The following is a 16022-nucleotide window of genomic DNA, read 5'->3' on the forward strand; positions in this document are numbered from 1 at the left end:
GCAGGCGCCAGCCTTGCTGACGACCTGTTTCTAAGCATCGCTTCTGCTTGGGAGGGCAGTATGGGGAGAGGTGGTGACGGAAAAGTTGCTCTTATGTGAAGTTTTTATTTCAGCGGAACTCGCGATGGGGAGCGCGAGTCAATCTGCAGTTTTTTTCGCCGCTTGCCAGGCCTGCTCAAGGGCCTCCAAATCCAGAGACTTCAAGGGCTGCAGGGCGTTTTCTTCCATCTTGCGGAAGCGTCGCTCGAACTTGGCAGTGGCTTTTCGCAAGGCTTGTTCAGGGTCAATTTTCAGGTGCCGGGAGAAGTTAACCAGCGTAAATATGACATCGCCAAGCTCATCTTCGATGGCGTCTTTGTGACCGTTGCGCAGGGCTTCATCCAGTTCCGCCAGCTCCAGGTTCACCTGCTCTCTCACCGGCTCTGCCTCAGGCCAATCGAACCCCACCTTGGCCGCTTTCTTCTGAAGCTTTGCTGCCCGTTGCAACGCCGGCATGCCTGCCGGAACGCCATCCAGGGCACTGTCATGCTCGCGGCCTTTGGACGCTCGCTCCTGTTGCTTGATCTGTTCCCAGTTGACCTTCACCGCCTGCTCGTCCGCAGCCGGATCATCGCCGAACACATGAGGGTGACGACGAATCATCTTGTCGCACAACACCTGCACCACTTCATTGAAATCAAATAACCCCTGCTCTCTGGCCATCTGGGAGTGGAATACCACTTGCAGCAGCAGGTCTCCCAGCTCTTCCTTCAGCTCCGGGTAATCGCGCTGGGCAATCGCCTCAGCGACTTCAAAGGCTTCCTCGATGGTATAGGGAGCGATGGAATCAAAGTCCTGCTTGATATCCCAGGGGCAGCCGGACTCGGGGTCGCGTAATTGGGCCATGATGGAAAGGAGTTGGGTGATCGGGGAGTCAGACATAGCAGTGAACAGTTAACAGTGAATAGTGAATAGTGAACAGCGGCGCGATCCCCGCTGCTCCTTCTTCATGGCTTTACGCCGCGCCCATGGCCTGAGCGCGGCCCGCGTGCTTTTAATACAGGTAACACCGGTCGCGAACTGTTAACTATTCACCGTTAACTGTTCACTACTTTTTATAACGCCGAACCTCAAGCACTCCCTTGATCTGGTCCATCTTGGCGAGCACTTTGCCCAGATTGCCCAGAGAAGCGATTTCAAGGGTAAGCAGCATGGTCGCAGTGTTATCGTCCTGGTGAGACTGGGTATGTACCGCGGTGACGTTAACCTTTTCATTGGCCAGTACCGCAATCACATCCCTGAGCAGGCCCTGACGATCCCAGGCTCGCAGGAAGATATCCACCGGATAGGTAATGCGATCCGCTTCGCCCCAGGTCACTTCGATGACCCGGTTGGGATCTTCGCTTTGCATGACCAGCAGCTTTTCGCAGTCAGCGCGGTGAACAGTAACGCCGCGACCATGGGTGATGAAGCCCATGACCTGATCGCCAGGCACCGGCTGGCAGCAGCCCGCCATATGCGTCAGCAGGTTCCCGACGCCCTGAATGGTCACATCCCCGCTCTTGGTCGCACGGGGGCGTGATGGAACGAAGTCCAGCTCCTGCTGGCTGTCATCCGGCTGCAGGGCCTGCACCTGATTGACCACATGACCGGGACGCAGGTCACCGGCACCCAGCGCCGCCAGCACATCATCGCCACTCTTCAGATTCAGGTGTGGGGCCAGCTCATCAAGATCCACCTTGTCCAGAGCCAGTCGGGAAATTTCCTTCTCAAGAATCGCCTTGCCCTGACTGATATGGACGTCACGATCCTGTTTCTTGAACCACTGCTGAATACGGGCACGGGTGGATGAGGTCGCCACATACCCCAGCGAAGGTGTCAGCCAGTCACGGCTGGGCCCTCCTTCCTTGGCGGTCAGAATAGAAACCTGTTCGCCCGTATTCAGCGTGTAGTTAAGCGGCACGATGTGGCCGTTCACCTTGGCCCCACGGCAGCGGTGCCCCACTTCGGTATGAATGTGATACGCAAAATCCACTGGCGTGGCGCCTGCCTCCAGATCAACAACATGGCCCTCCGGGGTGAACACATAGACCCGGTCGCTGGCCATGCCATGGCGCAGTTCGTCCACCATCGCGTCCGGACTGTCTTCGCCCAGTTCTTCGTGCCATTCCAGCACCTGCCGCAGCCAGGCAATACGTTGTTCGTAATCGCTGACGCCACCCTTGCCCTTCTTGGCGCCTTCCTTGTAGCGCCAGTGGGCACACACGCCCAGCTCCGCCTCTTCATGCATATCAAAGGTTCGGATCTGCACTTCCAGCATCTTGCGTTCTGGACCCACCACCGCCGTATGAAGGCTCTGGTAGCCATTGCCTTTGGGGCTGGCAATGTAGTCGTCGAACTCCTTGGGGACGTGCTTCCAGAGTGAGTGCACGATCCCGAGCGCGGCATAACAGTCGCGCACGTCAGGTACCAGAATGCGTACCGCACGCACGTCGTAGACTTCGCCAAAGTCCAGATGCTTCTTCTGCATCTTCCGCCAGATACTGTAGATATGCTTGGCACGGCCATGGACTTCTGCGCCCTGGATACCATTCTTGTCGAGGTAGCCTCGCAATTGGTCGAGCACATCCTGAATATATTGCTCACGATCCAGGCGCTTCTCATCCAGCAACCGGGCAATCTTCTTGTAGGCTCCTGGTTGCAGGTAGCGGAAAGAGAGATCCTCCAGCTCCCACTTCAGTTGCCCGACTCCGAGACGGTGGGCCAAAGGCGCATAGATATCGAAGATTTCCTGCGCGACCTTGCGCTGGCGCTCCGGCTCTGCCTCTTTGACGGCCCGGATAATGACGGTTCGTTCTGCCAGCTTGACCAGCGCCACACGGACATCGTCCACCATGGCCACCAGCATCTTGCGCATATTGTCGAGTTGACCATCCTGCTGGCCAAGCACTGCCTTGCGGGTGGGATTCAGCGAGGTGCTGATGGCCGCCATGCGCAGCACGCCTTCAATAAGCCGCGCCAGCTCGGGACCAAACTCCTTCTCCACTTCGATCAGGGAAATCTGACCTTCCCGTACCGCCCGGTAAAGGATGGCCGACGGCAGCACATCAGTGTCCGCACCGAGATCCACCAGCACTTCGGCCATTTCCAGGCCAATATCCAGGCAACCCTTGCCATAGGGCCAATGCCGCCCGGCGGCTTCCCCCGCCTGCTGACATTGCTCGGCCCGTTCACAGGCTTGCTCTAGCTGCTCCCGGTTGCGCAGGGGAGCCCGCGCTTCGAGCTGGGCCAGCCAGTCACGCCAGTGGCTGGCCACACCTTCAGGCTGTCGACGAACAGTTACCATTAGCCTCTCCGAGGCGCTGGACGCTCGACGCATGACGCCTGACGCTGAAGAACACTCCGCGTCAGGCGTCCGGCATCAGGCATCCGGCGCTTTTTATTTTTTCTCAAACAGCGCGATGGATTCCACATGGGTGGTATGCGGGAACATGTCCATCACGCCCGCCGCCTTGAGACGGTATCCCAGGGCAGTGAGTTCCCCGGCATCCCGCGCCAACGTGGCCGGGTTACAGGAAACGTAAACAATCTTTTTTGCACCAAACCGGGGCATTAATTTTATCATTTCCAGTGCCCCCGTACGTGGCGGATCAATCAAGATACGATCATACGCCTTCGACGCCCATACCTGACCACTGATGTCCTGGCTGAGATCCCAGGCATGAAAGTCCAGATTATTCAGGCCGTTACGCGCTGCATTCTCGTAGCCACGCTTGACCATGGCCTGACTGACTTCGACCCCAACCACCTTCGCGGCCCGCTTTGCGGCTGGGATAGTGAAGTTACCCAGGCCACAGAACAGATCCAGTACCGTATGTTCCGGCGCTATATCCAGCAAATCCAGTGCCAACGGCACCATCTTGCGGTTGATGTCCGCATTCACCTGTGTGAAGTCCGTGGGATGGAAAGCCAGCTCCACATCCGCAGAGGGATGACGGTAATACAGCCGCTCTTCATGCTCGGCCCCTGTCAGTGCCGGCCAGATACGATGCACCGTGCTTTCATTGCCCGGCTGCAGGTACAGGTGCCAGCCAAGAGGTTGGCAGAAATTCAGCAACGCCTGTTGATCTTCATCAGGCAACGGGTCCAGGTGGCGGATAATCAACGCCACGATGTCGTCCCCTGCTGCCAGTTCAATCTGCGGGATCCGGGTTCGACTTTTCAGCCCGTGCATCAGGGCGCGCAGGTCATCAATGCGATGACCGACTTCAGGCACCAGCACTTCACAGGCATGCAACTGGGCAATGAAGCTGTTGCGCTTCTCACGGAAACCCACCAGCGTCTCGTCCTTGGCTTCCACATACTTGACGCCCATGCGCGCCTTGCTGCGGTAGCCGGTGACCGGGCCGGTCAGCGGCGGCAACCACTCCTTGGGAGTCAGGCCACCGAAATGCTGTAACTGCTCACGCAGTACGGATTCTTTTCTGGCGATCTGCACGTCCGGATTCATGTGCTGCAAGCTGCAACCACCACATAGCGTGCTGTGCTGGCACGGAGGAGTGACCCGATCAGGGGAGGCCTTGATAATCTCTACCGCCTTGCCCTCGTCAAACTTGCGACGCATGTAGGTGAATTTGAACATCACCTCTTCACCGGGCAGGGCATTATCAATAAAGGTTGTCTTGCCATCGCGGCGGGCAATACCCCGGCCATCGTGACTCAGGGATTCAATGCTGGCGGGTTCCGGGTTTTCCGGAAGCAGCTTGCGTTTACGGGCCATGGAAATCTCTTGCTATCAATTGCGGCGGAGAAGGCCTGAGCCAGATCCGCCTCGCGGGGGTTGTCCTGGGTAACGTGGACCGTTCCTTTCGGAACGTCCGCATGTTCAGCCCTGCCAGGCATCCAGGAAAGACTGGAAATGCGGCAAGCCTTCTTCGCCCAGATATTCCTTCAACAGGGTCAGCTCCTGCTCATAACCAGTGGGGTCCAGCTCTCCACGCATCAGCTGGAAGCGCAGGTACACCAACCAGGTGTTGAGTACATCGGTTTCGCAGTAATCACGGATTCCCTTGATGTCGCCATCCTGGAAGGCATCAAACACCTTGGCGCCACTCATGCCCATCTTGCCGGGGAAGCCCAGCAGTGTAGCGATCTGATCCAGCGGCGCGTTGGCGCGGCCATTGTACATGGCCAGCACATCCATCAGGTCCAGATGACGCTGATGATAGCGGCTCAGGTAGTTATTCCATTTGAAGCTGGAGTCTTCATTACCGGTATCCCAGTACCGTCGCGCCTGCACACCATGCTTGAGGGCCCGGTAATGTAGCACCGGCAGGTCGAAACCGCCCCCATTCCAGCTCACCAGATTGGGTGTGAAGCGCTCAATACCATCGAAAAAGCGTTCGATCAGCTCTTTCTCGGAGCTGTCCTCATCCCCCAACGACCATACCTTGATGCCCTGGGTAGAGCGCAGCACCACGGAAATGGCGACAATGCGATGCAAGTGCAAACGAAGGAATTCGGTACCGTTTTCCTGACGGCGCAGGTTCAACAGCGCGCTGGCGGTATCCTTTTCGCTCAGGCCGTCCAGATCATAGATCCTGCTACCACCCTCCAGATCGGGAATGGTTTCGATATCAAATACCAGTACGTTCATCCCTGCTTCTCCGTTGCCTGAAACACCCCGGTGGACAGATAGCGGTCACCCCGGTCACAAATAATGGCGACGATCACTGCGTTCTCGAGCTGCTCGCTGAGACGCAGTGCGCCCGCAACGGCCCCCCCGGAGGAGACGCCGCAGCTGATACCCTCTTCCCTGGCAAGCCGGCGCATCGTTTTTTCCGCCAGCGCCTGATCCATATCCAGGACCTGGTCCACACGACGGTCATCATAAATGGACGGCAGGTATTCCTTTGGCCAGCGACGTATACCGGGAATGGCGGAGCCCTCAGTGGGCTGCAACCCCACTATCTGGATATCCGGATTTTGTTCCTTCAGAAACATGCTGCAGCCCATGATGGTACCCGTGGTACCCATGGAGCTGACAAAATGGGTAATGCTGCCCGCCGTATCACGCCAGATCTCCGGCCCGGTACTTTCATAATGGGCCAGCGGATTATCCGGATTGGCGAACTGATCCAGCACTCGACCTTCCCCACGGGCCTGCATGGCCTGGGCAAGATCACGCGCCCCTTCCATGCCCTCTTCCTTGGTCACGGAAATCAGCTCGGCGCCATAGGCGGCCATGGCATCACGACGCTCCTGGCTCTGGTTGGCCGGCATGATCAGCTTCATACGGTAACCACGCATGGCCGCCGCCATGGCCAACGCGATGCCAGTATTGCCACTGGTCGCCTCAATCAAGGTGTCGCCGGGTTTGATCTCACCGCGGGCCTCCGCCTTGAGGATCATGTTCAGGGCCGGGCGATCCTTCACGGACCCCGCCGGGTTATTCCCTTCCAGCTTCACCAGAATGGTATTGGTGGTGTCGCCCGGCATCCTCTGCAGGCGAACCAGGGGCGTATTGCCCACCGTCTGTTCAATGGTTTTCAGATTCATGGCGCGAATTGTACCTAATTCATCAGGCCTTGGGCGGCCTGGGTGCAAATGATCTGCCAGTTGCCATGCCCATGGCAGCTTCGGCATTCTCGGGCATAATGGGCGGAAACAACAGAGCCCACCAACATCACACCACTGGGGATTCATGGCAAACCGTAGTCTGCACTCTCGTCTGATGGTCATGGCCGTACTACCCGCCATGCTGGCCGCGCTGCTGGTGGGGGGGTATGCGCTGGTCAGTCACCTGCTCAATGTGCAGGACAGTAATGCCAGCCGCCAACTACTGATTGCCGACAGCTTTGCCGCCCAGCTGCAAAGCATCACCCCCAATGACACCGCCGGCCAGCGTGCGCTGCTGAGAGAGCTTCTGGAGCAGGAGGATGTGCGCGCCGCCACACTGACATTCTACGACGGCCGCCCTCACCAGCACGCCGGCCCACGACTACTCACGGCCAACGCTGCAGTACCCTCCGAAGATGGGCGGCTGGACACCGGAGAAAGCTGGCAGATAAGTCGGGACCTGAACCCGGGAAACCCGGCCACCCTGACCATCGAATTCAGTCGCCAGGGCCAGTATGTGGCGATCCTGGAGAGTGTCGTTATCCTGATATTGATCATGCTCACTGTGGTACTGCTGGCCATGGTTCCCGCCTTGCGCTTCGGCCGACAGCTGACCCAGCCTATCAATGAGATGGTCTCCGCCGTGCAACGCATCCGGGATGGCGACCTGGCCATGGACATCCGCACCCGCGCCCGCGGGGAGCTGGGCGAACTGGAGAGCGCCCTTCGTCAGATGGTATCGGCGCTGGATGACGCCCAGACCGAACTGCAGCAAAACGTGGATCAGGCCACCCAGGACCTTCGCGAAACCCTGGAGACCATTGAGATCCAGAACATTGAACTGGATATGGCTCGCAAGGAAGCGCTCAAGGCCAGTCAGATTAAATCGGAATTCCTGGCCAACATGAGTCACGAGATCCGCACCCCGCTCAACGGTATCCTTGGCTTCACCAAGCTACTGGGGCGCTCCGACATGACGCCGCGCCAGCAAGACTACCTGAGCACCATCCACAAGAGCGCCGACTCGCTGCTGGCCATCATCAACGACATTCTCGACTTCTCCAAGATTGAAGCGGGCAAGCTGTCACTGGAACATACCCCGCTCAACCTGCATGACCTGATTGAGGATGTGCAGACCATGCTGGCCCCGATGGCTCAGGAGCGGGGCCTTGAGCAGGCCGCCATCATCTATTCCGATGTGCCCCTGAATCTCCTCGGCGACCCCCAGCGTATCCGCCAGGTACTGACCAACCTGATCAGCAACGCCATCAAGTTCACCGAAGAGGGCTCGGTGGTGGTGCGCGCCATGCTGGAAGAAAACCGTGGCGCCGAGGCGGTGATCAAGATGACCGTCACCGACACCGGTAATGGACTCAGCGCCGAGCAACAGAAATCGCTGTTCAATGCCTTTACCCAGGCAGACCAGAGCGCCCGTCGACAGGAAGGCGGCACCGGGCTGGGCCTGGCCATCAGCAAGCGACTGGTGGAAGGCATGGGCGGAGAAATCGGCATCGAAAGCAGCGAGGGCAAGGGGTCCACATTCTGGTTTACCCTGCGCGCCGAGCGCGACCCGAAACAGCGCCCGTCCATGTTCACCGAAGAACTCAAGCACAAGACCGTCACCCTGGTAGAGACCGACGAATATGGCCGCCTGGGGCTATACCACATGCTCAGCCACTGGCAAATGGAAATTCGTGAGTACCATAGCCTCAAGCACCTGATGGACGCAGCCGATAAAGGCGAATTGGCGAAAAGCGATTTTCTGGTGGTGGGTGTGCCGAACCAGAACAACAGTCCGGACCTTCGCCAGCAAGTTGAAGACCTAGCGGCACTGGGCCGTCCCATGCTGGTCCTCAGCAATAACCCGGAAACGGTATCCCGCTGGCTCGAAGACCTCCCCCATTGTCAGGTCCAGGGCAAGCCGGCCACCCGGCAGCGTCTACTCAACGCCTTGCTTGCCCTCGGCGGTGAAGAGGATATCAACATCCCCGCCACCAGTGCGTCACTACAGCTGCCCTATCCGGTGTCCGTCATGGTGGTGGATGATCATCCCGGCAACCTCAAGCTGGCACGGGTTTTTCTGGAAGAGCTGGGCGCCGAAGTCACCGCTTGTGACAGTGGCACCTCCGCACTGGAAGCATTCAAGAAGGACGATTTTGATCTGGTGTTCATGGATATCCAGATGCCCGGCATGGACGGCAAGACCACGACCGCCCACATGCGTTCGCTGGAAACAGGCAGCAAACATACCCCTATTGTGGCGCTCACCGCCCATGCACTGGAAAACGAACGCCGGGATTTGCTGGACAGCGGTCTTGATGACTACTTGAGCAAACCCATCAGCGAGAAACAACTCCGTCATACTCTGGAAAAATGGGTTCTGAAAACCACTCGCGATGACCTGATCCAGAAGTCTGAGGAACCAGAACCCCGCCAGCTTGAAGTGTTCGACGGAGCCCTCGCCCGCCGCCGCGCAGGGGGACGAGAATCCCTTGCCAACGAAATGCTGACCATGTTGCTGGATAGCCTGGTCAATGATCGGCCGGCCATCTCAGCCGCCTTCGACAGCGGCGACGATGAAGTCCTCCTGGAGAGGGTCCACAAACTCCATGGCGCTACCCGATACTGCGGTACCCCCAGACTGGAGCATGCCGCCAAAGCATTGGAGGAAGCGCTGAAAACCGGCTTACCCCGTGCTAGCTTCGGTCCCATGGTGGCCACCCTGTGTGATGAAATTTGCGCCCTTGAACATTACTGTCAGGCGCCGGAAGTCACGGGATAGAACTGTCCCAAACACCCTTACCCGTGGCCTGACAGGACAAGCTGGATTACACTCGCCCACCATGCGTGACAATACTCGTGACTACTTCAGCCTGTTTCTCAACGACATCCCGTTGATGGATGTCCGTGCGCCTGTGGAATTTGACAAGGGCGCCTTCCCCAACGCCAGCAACCTGCCACTGATTAACGACGACGAACGTCACCAGATTGGTATCTGCTACAAGCAGAAGGGACAGCAGGCCGCCATTGATCTCGGTAACCAACTGGTCCGTGGACAAGAGCGTGAACGTCGCATGCAAGCCTGGCGAGCCTGGTGGCAAGCCCATCCGCACGGCTATCTCTATTGCTTCCGGGGAGGGCTGCGCAGTCAGACTACCCAGGCCTGGCTTCGCGAAGCGGGAGTCGATGCGCCGCTGGTGACCGGTGGCTACAAAGCCATGCGCACTTTCCTGCTGGAAGAGCAGGAGAAATGCATCGCCGAACTGCCATTCGAAATTCTCTGCGGTCGTACCGGCTGTGCCAAGACCCGAGTCATCGAAACCCGGAGCAATGCTATCGATCTCGAGGGCCTGGCCCACCATCGCGGCTCCGCATTCGGTCGCCGCCCCGGCGGACAGCCAAGTCAGATCGATTTCGAGAATGCGCTGGCTATTGCCCTCATCAAGATGCGTGATCGCGGCTATCCCACCGTTTTGCTGGAAGATGAAAGCAAATTGATCGGTCGCTGCCACCTGCCCTTTTCCTTGCAGGACAAAATCAAGTCTCAGCCACGGATCATCATCAACGAGACTCTGGCATCCCGGGTGCAGATCACACTGGAAGACTATGTGGTCGGTCCGCTGGAAGAGTATCAACAGCACTATGGTGAGCAGGAAGCGCTGCAACGACTGGGCGAAGAGCTCTTGTCCGCCATGGACAGAATCAAACGCCGATTGGGCGGCCTGAAGCACCAGCAGCTTCGCCAGTTACTCGAAGAGGCACTGGTTGTGCAGGCCATGAGTGGCGACCCCGAGCTCCATCGAGAATGGATTCATTCACTGTTGGCCGATTACTACGACCCCATGTACGACTACATGATGTCTAAACGCGAGGGCAAAGTAGTGTTCGAAGGCAGCCGGGAAGAAGTCTCCACCTTTCTGCAAGAGCGTCACCGCTAGCTCGGCCTATCCTGTTCCAGCCCAAATAACCAGCGCTGTGGCGACAATGGGGTTGCCTGCAGCGCAGACTTACCAGTCACATTGGTCAATGTGACAATTGCTCCCGCCTTCATAATCGACTGCATCAGTTATAACAACAGGGACAATCCCCATGGCTAAAGATGCAGTAGGTTATGCGCTCACCGCGCTTAACCGTCTCGCGAGTTCCGAAGTGCTAGACAAGATGGGCATGCGAAAAAGTGTCGAGCGCCTTGCCTACACACTCACCAAGAGCGGCTTTCAGGTCATCACCACCACCGCTCGAACCTTCAAGTCCAACAAGCCGGGCAGCAAACCCGAACGCCTTAATGCGCCCGGCCATACCCGTGACCTGTTTGACCTGGGCATCACGGATGAACAACAGATGATCCGTGACAGTGTTCAGGCCTTCGCCTCAGAAGTGCTACGCGACCAGGCTGAACATGCTGACGCCCAGCAGAAGACCAGTGATGAAGTGCTGGCCCAGGCGCTCGAGCTGGGGCTTAACTTCTTTGCGGTACCGGAGTCCTTGGGCGGCGCGGCTACCGAACGCTCCACTGTCACCAGCATGCTGGTAGCCGAAGACCTCGCTCACGGAGACATGGGCCAGGCCATCGCTATTCTTGCCCCCATGGGGGTAGCAAATGCACTGACCCAGTGGGGCACAGCCCTGCAGCAGGACAAGTACCTGAGCAGTTTTGCCGAAGAAAACCCTCCCAAGGCCGCTATCGCCATCTGCGAACCACGTCCCTTGTTTGATCCCATGGAGCTGAAAACCACCGCCCGCAAGGACGGCGACAGCTATGTGATCAACGGCGAAAAATCCCTGGTGCCCCTTGCCGCCGAAGCTGAGCTGTTCCTGATAGCCGCCCAGGCGGAAGACGGCCCAGCGGTATTCATCGTAGAAGGTGGTAGCGAAGGCTTTACTGCCGGGGAAGATCCTTCCATGGGCATTCGCGCCAGCGCCCAGCGCCCACTCAAACTGGACAATGTGCGCGTACCCGCGGAGAACCGCCTGGGGAACGGTGATTTCGATTATCGCGCCTTTGTCGATCTGGGCACTCTTGGATGGTGCGCCCTTGCCATTGGCACCTGCCAGGCCATTCTGGATTACGTAGGCCCGTACTGTAATGAGCGCTCTGCCTTTGGTGAGCCAATCAGTCATCGTCAGGCCGTGGCATTCATGATCGCGGACATGGCCATCGAGCTGGATGCCATGCGTATGCTCACCTATCGCGCCGTATGTCGCGCTGAGCAGGGCAAGTCGTTTCAGCGTGAAACCCATCTGGCCCGCACTCTGGTGAAAGACAAAGCCATGAAAATTGGTACCGACGGTGTACAGCTGCTTGGCGGCCATGGCTTTACCCATGAGTACCCGGTGGAACGCTGGTATCGAGATCTGCGCGCTGTTGCTGTCGCCTTTGGCGGCCTGCACCTTTAAGGAGGGAGCAAACCATGAATATTGAAATCCCGAAGAAGTTCAAACCCCTGATCAACAATGCCTATCAGGTGGCACAAAGCACTCTCCGTCCGCTGTCCCGCAAGTACGACCGTGGCGAACACGAATATCCGAAAGAACTGGATATGCTGGCGGCCGTACTGGATGGTTTTAACGAAGGTGACCCGGCCAACTCTGCTGGCGCAGCCACCACTGGCAAGGGCACCCGTGAAGATGCTGGCGGTGTCAAAAACGGCTCCAACATGGGTGTCTGTCTTGGCGCCATGGAAATGTGTTACGGCGATACCGGCTTCCTGCTGGCCATGCCCCGCCAGGGCCTGGGGAACGCGGCTATCGCCGCGGTTGCCAACGAGGAACAGCTGGAGCGTTTCAAGGGCAAGTGGGCCGCCATGGCCATTACCGAGCCCAGCTGCGGATCCGACTCAGCGGCCATTCGCACCACCGCCAAAAAGGATGGCGATCACTATGTCCTGAATGGTGAAAAGATCTACGTAACCTCCGGCCAGCGTGCCGACTGTGTGGTGGTCTGGGCCAGCCTCGATCCCAAGCTCGGTCGCGCCGCCATCAAGTCGTTCGTTGTCGACTGGGGCACCCCCGGCATGGAACTGGCGCGCCTGGAAAAGAAACTGGGCATCCGTGCATCAGACACTGCCGCCATCAACTTTGTGGATTGCCGAGTGCCCGCGGAAAATCTTCTGGGTTCTCCTGAAATTGATACCAAGAAGGGCTTTGCCGGTGTCATGGAGACCTTCGACAACACCCGCCCTCTGGTGGCAGCCATGGCAATCGGGTGCGCCAAGGCCTCCCTGGAGCGGATAAAGGAACTGCTGAAAGACAGCATGACCTATGATTTCGGAAAACCGGTGGACAACTGCTCCGCGATCGAAGCCGAAATCTACAAGATGGAAGCAGAGTGGGAAGCCGCCTACTGGCTGGCAGTGAAAGCCGCCTGGATGGCCGACAACAAGAAAGCCAACACCCTGGAGGCGTCCATTTCCAAGGCCAAAGCCGGCCGTGTGGGTAACTACATTACCCTGCGCTGTGTCGAGCTGGCCGGTAGCCTCGGCTACACAGAAGATGAGCTGCTGGAAAAATGGGCGCGCGACTCGAAGATTCTGGATATCTTTGAAGGCACCCAGCAAATTCAACAGCTGGTGATCGCACGTCGAGTGCTGGGACTAAGCTCCAAAGAACTCAAGTAAGGGCGGGTAACAAAAGGCTACTCCCTCACGGGAGTAGCCTTACTCAAAAGCGCACAATCCTCACTACTCTCCGTCTCAACGCCGGATGCCCCACCCGTGGCCTCCGTGAAAAACAGATCCTGCATTGACCCGCTACCTGGCAATGAACCCCGCAAACAACACCATGAAGCCGCCTACCTCAGCCACGATCAAAAGCCACATAAACCCCAGCATTGCCCCACCCGGCAGCTTAAATTGACCAAGCTGATGCGGGGTTTGCAGCTGGTTTCGGGTGTCCTGTAGCCAGCCGTGGAGAATGTAGCTCCCCACTGCAAGGGCAAAGAAGAGCATGCTGGCCAATACAGCAATCGTGTTGACGGTGTTGTTCCAGGCACTCAGGTTGGCAAAGCGCTCCAGCACCAGGCAGGCGAACGCATACATGAGGCTCGCCCGGTGTGCCACATCGACATAGTAATGCGCCCGTGACTTCTCACTCTTGGCGATCTGCAAATATTTCCAAACCCCCGTCAACAGGCCGGTGAGAAAGAACAGACCACATCCCCATAGCGCCCAGTTTCCTGCTGTCATCACTTAACCCCTCATCTCAAAAAAATCGGCTAGCCGCTTTTGCATCCCCGGCTCCGCATGACAATACCGCCGGCGCCCCACCCGCTCTACCCGGATCAAACCGGCCTCCACCAGCTCGCGAACGTGATGGGACACGGTGGGCGCACCAATATTCAGGCGCTGCATGAAATCGCCAAAAGCACAGCCCGTAGGAACCTGGTCGAGGTCTGCCTTCCCATGTTCACGGCAATGCGACACGATAACCTGATAAATACGGAGTCGGTTGGCGTTGGCGAGCGCCCGGAATGCACCTGCAAGCAGCTCAACAGCCTGCGTGTCCTTCTGTGCCAAAATGGTAACCTCCAGCCATAACAGTTTGACGGGTATAAAACTAATAGATAGTTTGACCAATATCAAACTAATAGCCACTTCATATCCTACCGGGAGGCCCCGTGAGCTACGCAGATACCCTCAATCAATCCCTTCCCCTGCCCTGCGGTGTGACAATACCCAATCGTTTTGGGAAGTCGGCCATGAGTGAAGCACTGGGCACGATTGATAACCATGTCACCCCGGCCCTGGAAACGCTCTACGGTCGCTGGTCTGACGGCGGCACCGGTCTGTTGATCACCGGCAATATCATGATTGACCGTCATCACACGGGCGAACCGAACAATGTGGTGATGGAAAACGAAAACGATCTCCCGCTACTGAAAAGCTGGGCTGAGGCAGGAAAACGTCAGGGCAATCAGATCTGGGTGCAACTCAACCATCCAGGCAAGCAGATCCCGCGCATGCTCGCCAGCGGTGATACCCTTGCCCCATCCGCCGTCCCCTTCAGCAAAGAGCTGAAAAGCGCGTTCAAGACCCCCAGAGCACTCACGGAAGAAGAAATCCGCGACATCATCAAACGCTTTGCCACCAGTGCAACCATCGCCAAGAAGGCCGGGTTTACCGGGGTGCAGATCCATGGCGCCCATGGCTATCTTGTCAGCCAGTTCCTCTCGGGCCACCACAATCAGCGTGAAGACCAGTGGGGAGGTTCACTCGAAAACCGTATGCGTTTCCCGCTGGAAATCTACCGCGCTATTCGCAAAGCCGTCGGAGCCGACTACCCGATAAGCATCAAGCTGAACTCTGCTGACTTCCAGCGTGGAGGCTTTACAGAAGAAGAGTCGATGACTGTTGCGCAGACTCTCGCTGAAGAAGGTCTCGACCTGCTGGAAATCTCCGGTGGTAACTATGAGAGCCCAGTAATGGCTGGTGCCAAGGGAGTACGTGAAAGCACCGCAGCCCGTGAAGCGTACTTCCTCGACTACGCTCACAAAATTCGCGAGCGCGTCTCGATTCCCCTGATGGTCACCGGCGGTTTCCGTTCTGCAAAAGCCATGGCAGAGGCGGTAGACAGCGGCGCCACTGACGTCGTCGGTATCGCTCGCCCCCTAGCGGTTGAGCCCGATCTGCCTAAACGTATTCTGGCTGGCCAGGAGGGTGTTGTCAGTCGGGTGACACCGCGCAAGACAGGCATTAAAGCCATTGATGAAATGGCCATGATGGAAGTGTCCTGGTTCTCACGCCAACTTCACCGTATGGGTAAAGGACAGGACCCGAAGCCGGATGAAAGCGTCCTGATTGCCCTGTTCAAAGTGATTACCAGCATGGGTGTAGGCAGCTTCCGCACCCGTCGCTTGCGGGCCAATGCCGGCTGATTGTCAGCTCACCCAAACCCGACAATGCACGTCTAAAGGCCACCCTCTGGGTGGCCTTTTTAGTTTGGAGCTTAAGCACTGGCATTTCAGCGCTGGTCGGCATGGCTAACGGCGACGGCAGGGGGCGTGTAGGCCGCCAGGCTAGTGGAAGTGCCTGAGACGAGCAGCGACCCACTCCTCGACCCTCAACCCGCACACTCCACACAACCCCCAATAACAAAAAGCCCCCGTTGCGTTAGCAACGGGGGCCTTTTGTTTATTTAAGAGCCTGACGATGACCTACTCTCACATGGGGAGACCCCACACTACCATCGGCGATGTGTCGTTTCACTTCTGAGTTCGGCATGGGATCAGGTGGTTCCAACACTCTATTGTCGTCAGGCAAACTGGTTTGGTTTTCCTGAAGCTCAGGAGGACCAAATAAGTTGCCTCACCGGTGTACATCACAGCTCACCGGCAAAGCCAAATTGGGAATGAGAAGTTTGCTATTCATGATATGCAAGCTGACTTCTGACACACTGTCTTTACGCTGTCCTGGCTTGGAGCCTTGGGA

At 57.7% G+C, this 16022-nt stretch carries 12 protein-coding genes and 1 rRNA gene; 5 read left to right on the plus strand and 8 right to left on the minus strand.

What is annotated here, in order from left to right; translation table 11 throughout:
* Nucleotides 1–138: 138 nt before the first annotated feature.
* The 5 genes from mazG to cysM form a co-directional block, all read right to left on the minus strand.
* Nucleotides 139–921, minus strand: coding sequence for a nucleoside triphosphate pyrophosphohydrolase (gene mazG / locus GFN93_RS14425; RefSeq protein WP_153501717.1), 783 nt, complete (start codon nucleotides 919–921; stop codon nucleotides 139–141).
* Nucleotides 922–1087: 166 nt separating this feature from the next.
* On the minus strand, nucleotides 1088–3325 hold the full coding sequence (relA, locus tag GFN93_RS14430; protein WP_153501718.1) for a GTP diphosphokinase: 2238 nt from the start codon (nucleotides 3323–3325) through the stop codon (nucleotides 1088–1090).
* A gap of 93 nt (nucleotides 3326–3418) precedes the next feature.
* Entirely contained in the window at nucleotides 3419–4759 is a 1341-nt protein-coding gene (gene rlmD, locus GFN93_RS14435; protein ID WP_153501719.1) for a 23S rRNA (uracil(1939)-C(5))-methyltransferase RlmD, read from the minus strand.
* A gap of 105 nt (nucleotides 4760–4864) precedes the next feature.
* Nucleotides 4865–5635: a 3'-5' exonuclease gene (locus GFN93_RS14440; protein ID WP_153501720.1), complete on the minus strand. Its 771-nt coding sequence runs from the start codon at nucleotides 5633–5635 to the stop codon at nucleotides 4865–4867.
* Entirely contained in the window at nucleotides 5632–6537 is a 906-nt protein-coding gene (gene cysM / locus GFN93_RS14445; protein WP_153501721.1) for a cysteine synthase CysM, read from the minus strand. The genes GFN93_RS14440 and cysM overlap by 4 nt, the downstream gene beginning before the upstream one ends.
* A gap of 145 nt (nucleotides 6538–6682) precedes the next feature.
* Here cysM and GFN93_RS14450 point away from each other — a divergent pair, with 145 nt between their 5' ends.
* The 4 genes from GFN93_RS14450 to GFN93_RS14465 all read left to right on the plus strand — a co-directional run bounded on the left by GFN93_RS14450 (nucleotide 6683) and on the right by GFN93_RS14465 (nucleotide 13214).
* On the plus strand, nucleotides 6683–9379 hold the full coding sequence (locus GFN93_RS14450; protein WP_153501722.1) for a response regulator: 2697 nt from the start codon (nucleotides 6683–6685) through the stop codon (nucleotides 9377–9379).
* A gap of 61 nt (nucleotides 9380–9440) precedes the next feature.
* Nucleotides 9441–10535, plus strand: a complete 1095-nt coding sequence (gene mnmH, locus GFN93_RS14455) for a tRNA 2-selenouridine(34) synthase MnmH (protein WP_153501723.1) — start codon at nucleotides 9441–9443, stop codon at nucleotides 10533–10535.
* Nucleotides 10536–10686: 151 nt separating this feature from the next.
* Nucleotides 10687–11994, plus strand: a complete 1308-nt coding sequence (locus tag GFN93_RS14460) for an acyl-CoA dehydrogenase family protein (RefSeq protein ID WP_153501724.1) — start codon at nucleotides 10687–10689, stop codon at nucleotides 11992–11994.
* A 14-nt stretch (nucleotides 11995–12008) separates the two neighbouring features.
* Complete coding sequence (locus tag GFN93_RS14465) at nucleotides 12009–13214, plus strand: acyl-CoA dehydrogenase family protein (protein WP_153501725.1); 1206 nt, start codon at nucleotides 12009–12011, stop codon at nucleotides 13212–13214.
* Between the two features lie 132 nt (nucleotides 13215–13346).
* On the opposite strand, the gene GFN93_RS14470 is transcribed toward GFN93_RS14465, so the two are convergent.
* On the minus strand, nucleotides 13347–13781 hold the full coding sequence (locus GFN93_RS14470; RefSeq protein WP_153501726.1) for a hypothetical protein: 435 nt from the start codon (nucleotides 13779–13781) through the stop codon (nucleotides 13347–13349).
* 3 nt (nucleotides 13782–13784) lie between these two features.
* Nucleotides 13785–14189, minus strand: coding sequence for an ArsR/SmtB family transcription factor (locus GFN93_RS14475; protein WP_328594703.1), 405 nt, complete (start codon nucleotides 14187–14189; stop codon nucleotides 13785–13787).
* Nucleotides 14190–14212: 23 nt separating this feature from the next.
* Here GFN93_RS14475 and GFN93_RS14480 point away from each other — a divergent pair, with 23 nt between their 5' ends.
* A complete protein-coding gene (locus GFN93_RS14480) occupies nucleotides 14213–15469 on the plus strand; it encodes an NADH:flavin oxidoreductase/NADH oxidase family protein (RefSeq protein WP_328594704.1) in 1257 nt (418 codons plus the stop codon).
* 266 nt (nucleotides 15470–15735) lie between these two features.
* On the opposite strand, the gene rrf is transcribed toward GFN93_RS14480, so the two are convergent.
* Nucleotides 15736–15851: ribosomal RNA gene (rrf, locus tag GFN93_RS14485) — 5S ribosomal RNA — on the minus strand.
* Nucleotides 15852–16022 lie beyond the last annotated feature (171 nt).

Source organism: Alcanivorax sediminis (assembly GCF_009601165.1).
GTDB classification, from domain to species: Bacteria; Pseudomonadota; Gammaproteobacteria; order Pseudomonadales; family Alcanivoracaceae; genus Alcanivorax; species Alcanivorax sediminis.

Coding starts and splice junctions, on each gene's coding strand:
- rlmD (WP_153501719.1), bottom strand. CDS start 4,759: ATGGCCCGTAAACGCAAGCTGCTTCCGGAAAACCCGGAACCCGCCAGC.
- mnmH (WP_153501723.1), top strand. CDS start 9,441: ATGCGTGACAATACTCGTGACTACTTCAGCCTGTTTCTCAACGACATC.
- GFN93_RS14465 (WP_153501725.1), top strand. CDS start 12,009: ATGAATATTGAAATCCCGAAGAAGTTCAAACCCCTGATCAACAATGCC.
- cysM (WP_153501721.1), bottom strand. CDS start 6,537: ATGAATCTGAAAACCATTGAACAGACGGTGGGCAATACGCCCCTGGTT.
- GFN93_RS14450 (WP_153501722.1), top strand. CDS start 6,683: ATGGCAAACCGTAGTCTGCACTCTCGTCTGATGGTCATGGCCGTACTA.
- mazG (WP_153501717.1), bottom strand. CDS start 921: ATGTCTGACTCCCCGATCACCCAACTCCTTTCCATCATGGCCCAATTA.
- GFN93_RS14470 (WP_153501726.1), bottom strand. CDS start 13,781: ATGACAGCAGGAAACTGGGCGCTATGGGGATGTGGTCTGTTCTTTCTC.
- relA (WP_153501718.1), bottom strand. CDS start 3,325: ATGGTAACTGTTCGTCGACAGCCTGAAGGTGTGGCCAGCCACTGGCGT.
- GFN93_RS14460 (WP_153501724.1), top strand. CDS start 10,687: ATGGCTAAAGATGCAGTAGGTTATGCGCTCACCGCGCTTAACCGTCTC.
- GFN93_RS14440 (WP_153501720.1), bottom strand. CDS start 5,635: ATGAACGTACTGGTATTTGATATCGAAACCATTCCCGATCTGGAGGGT.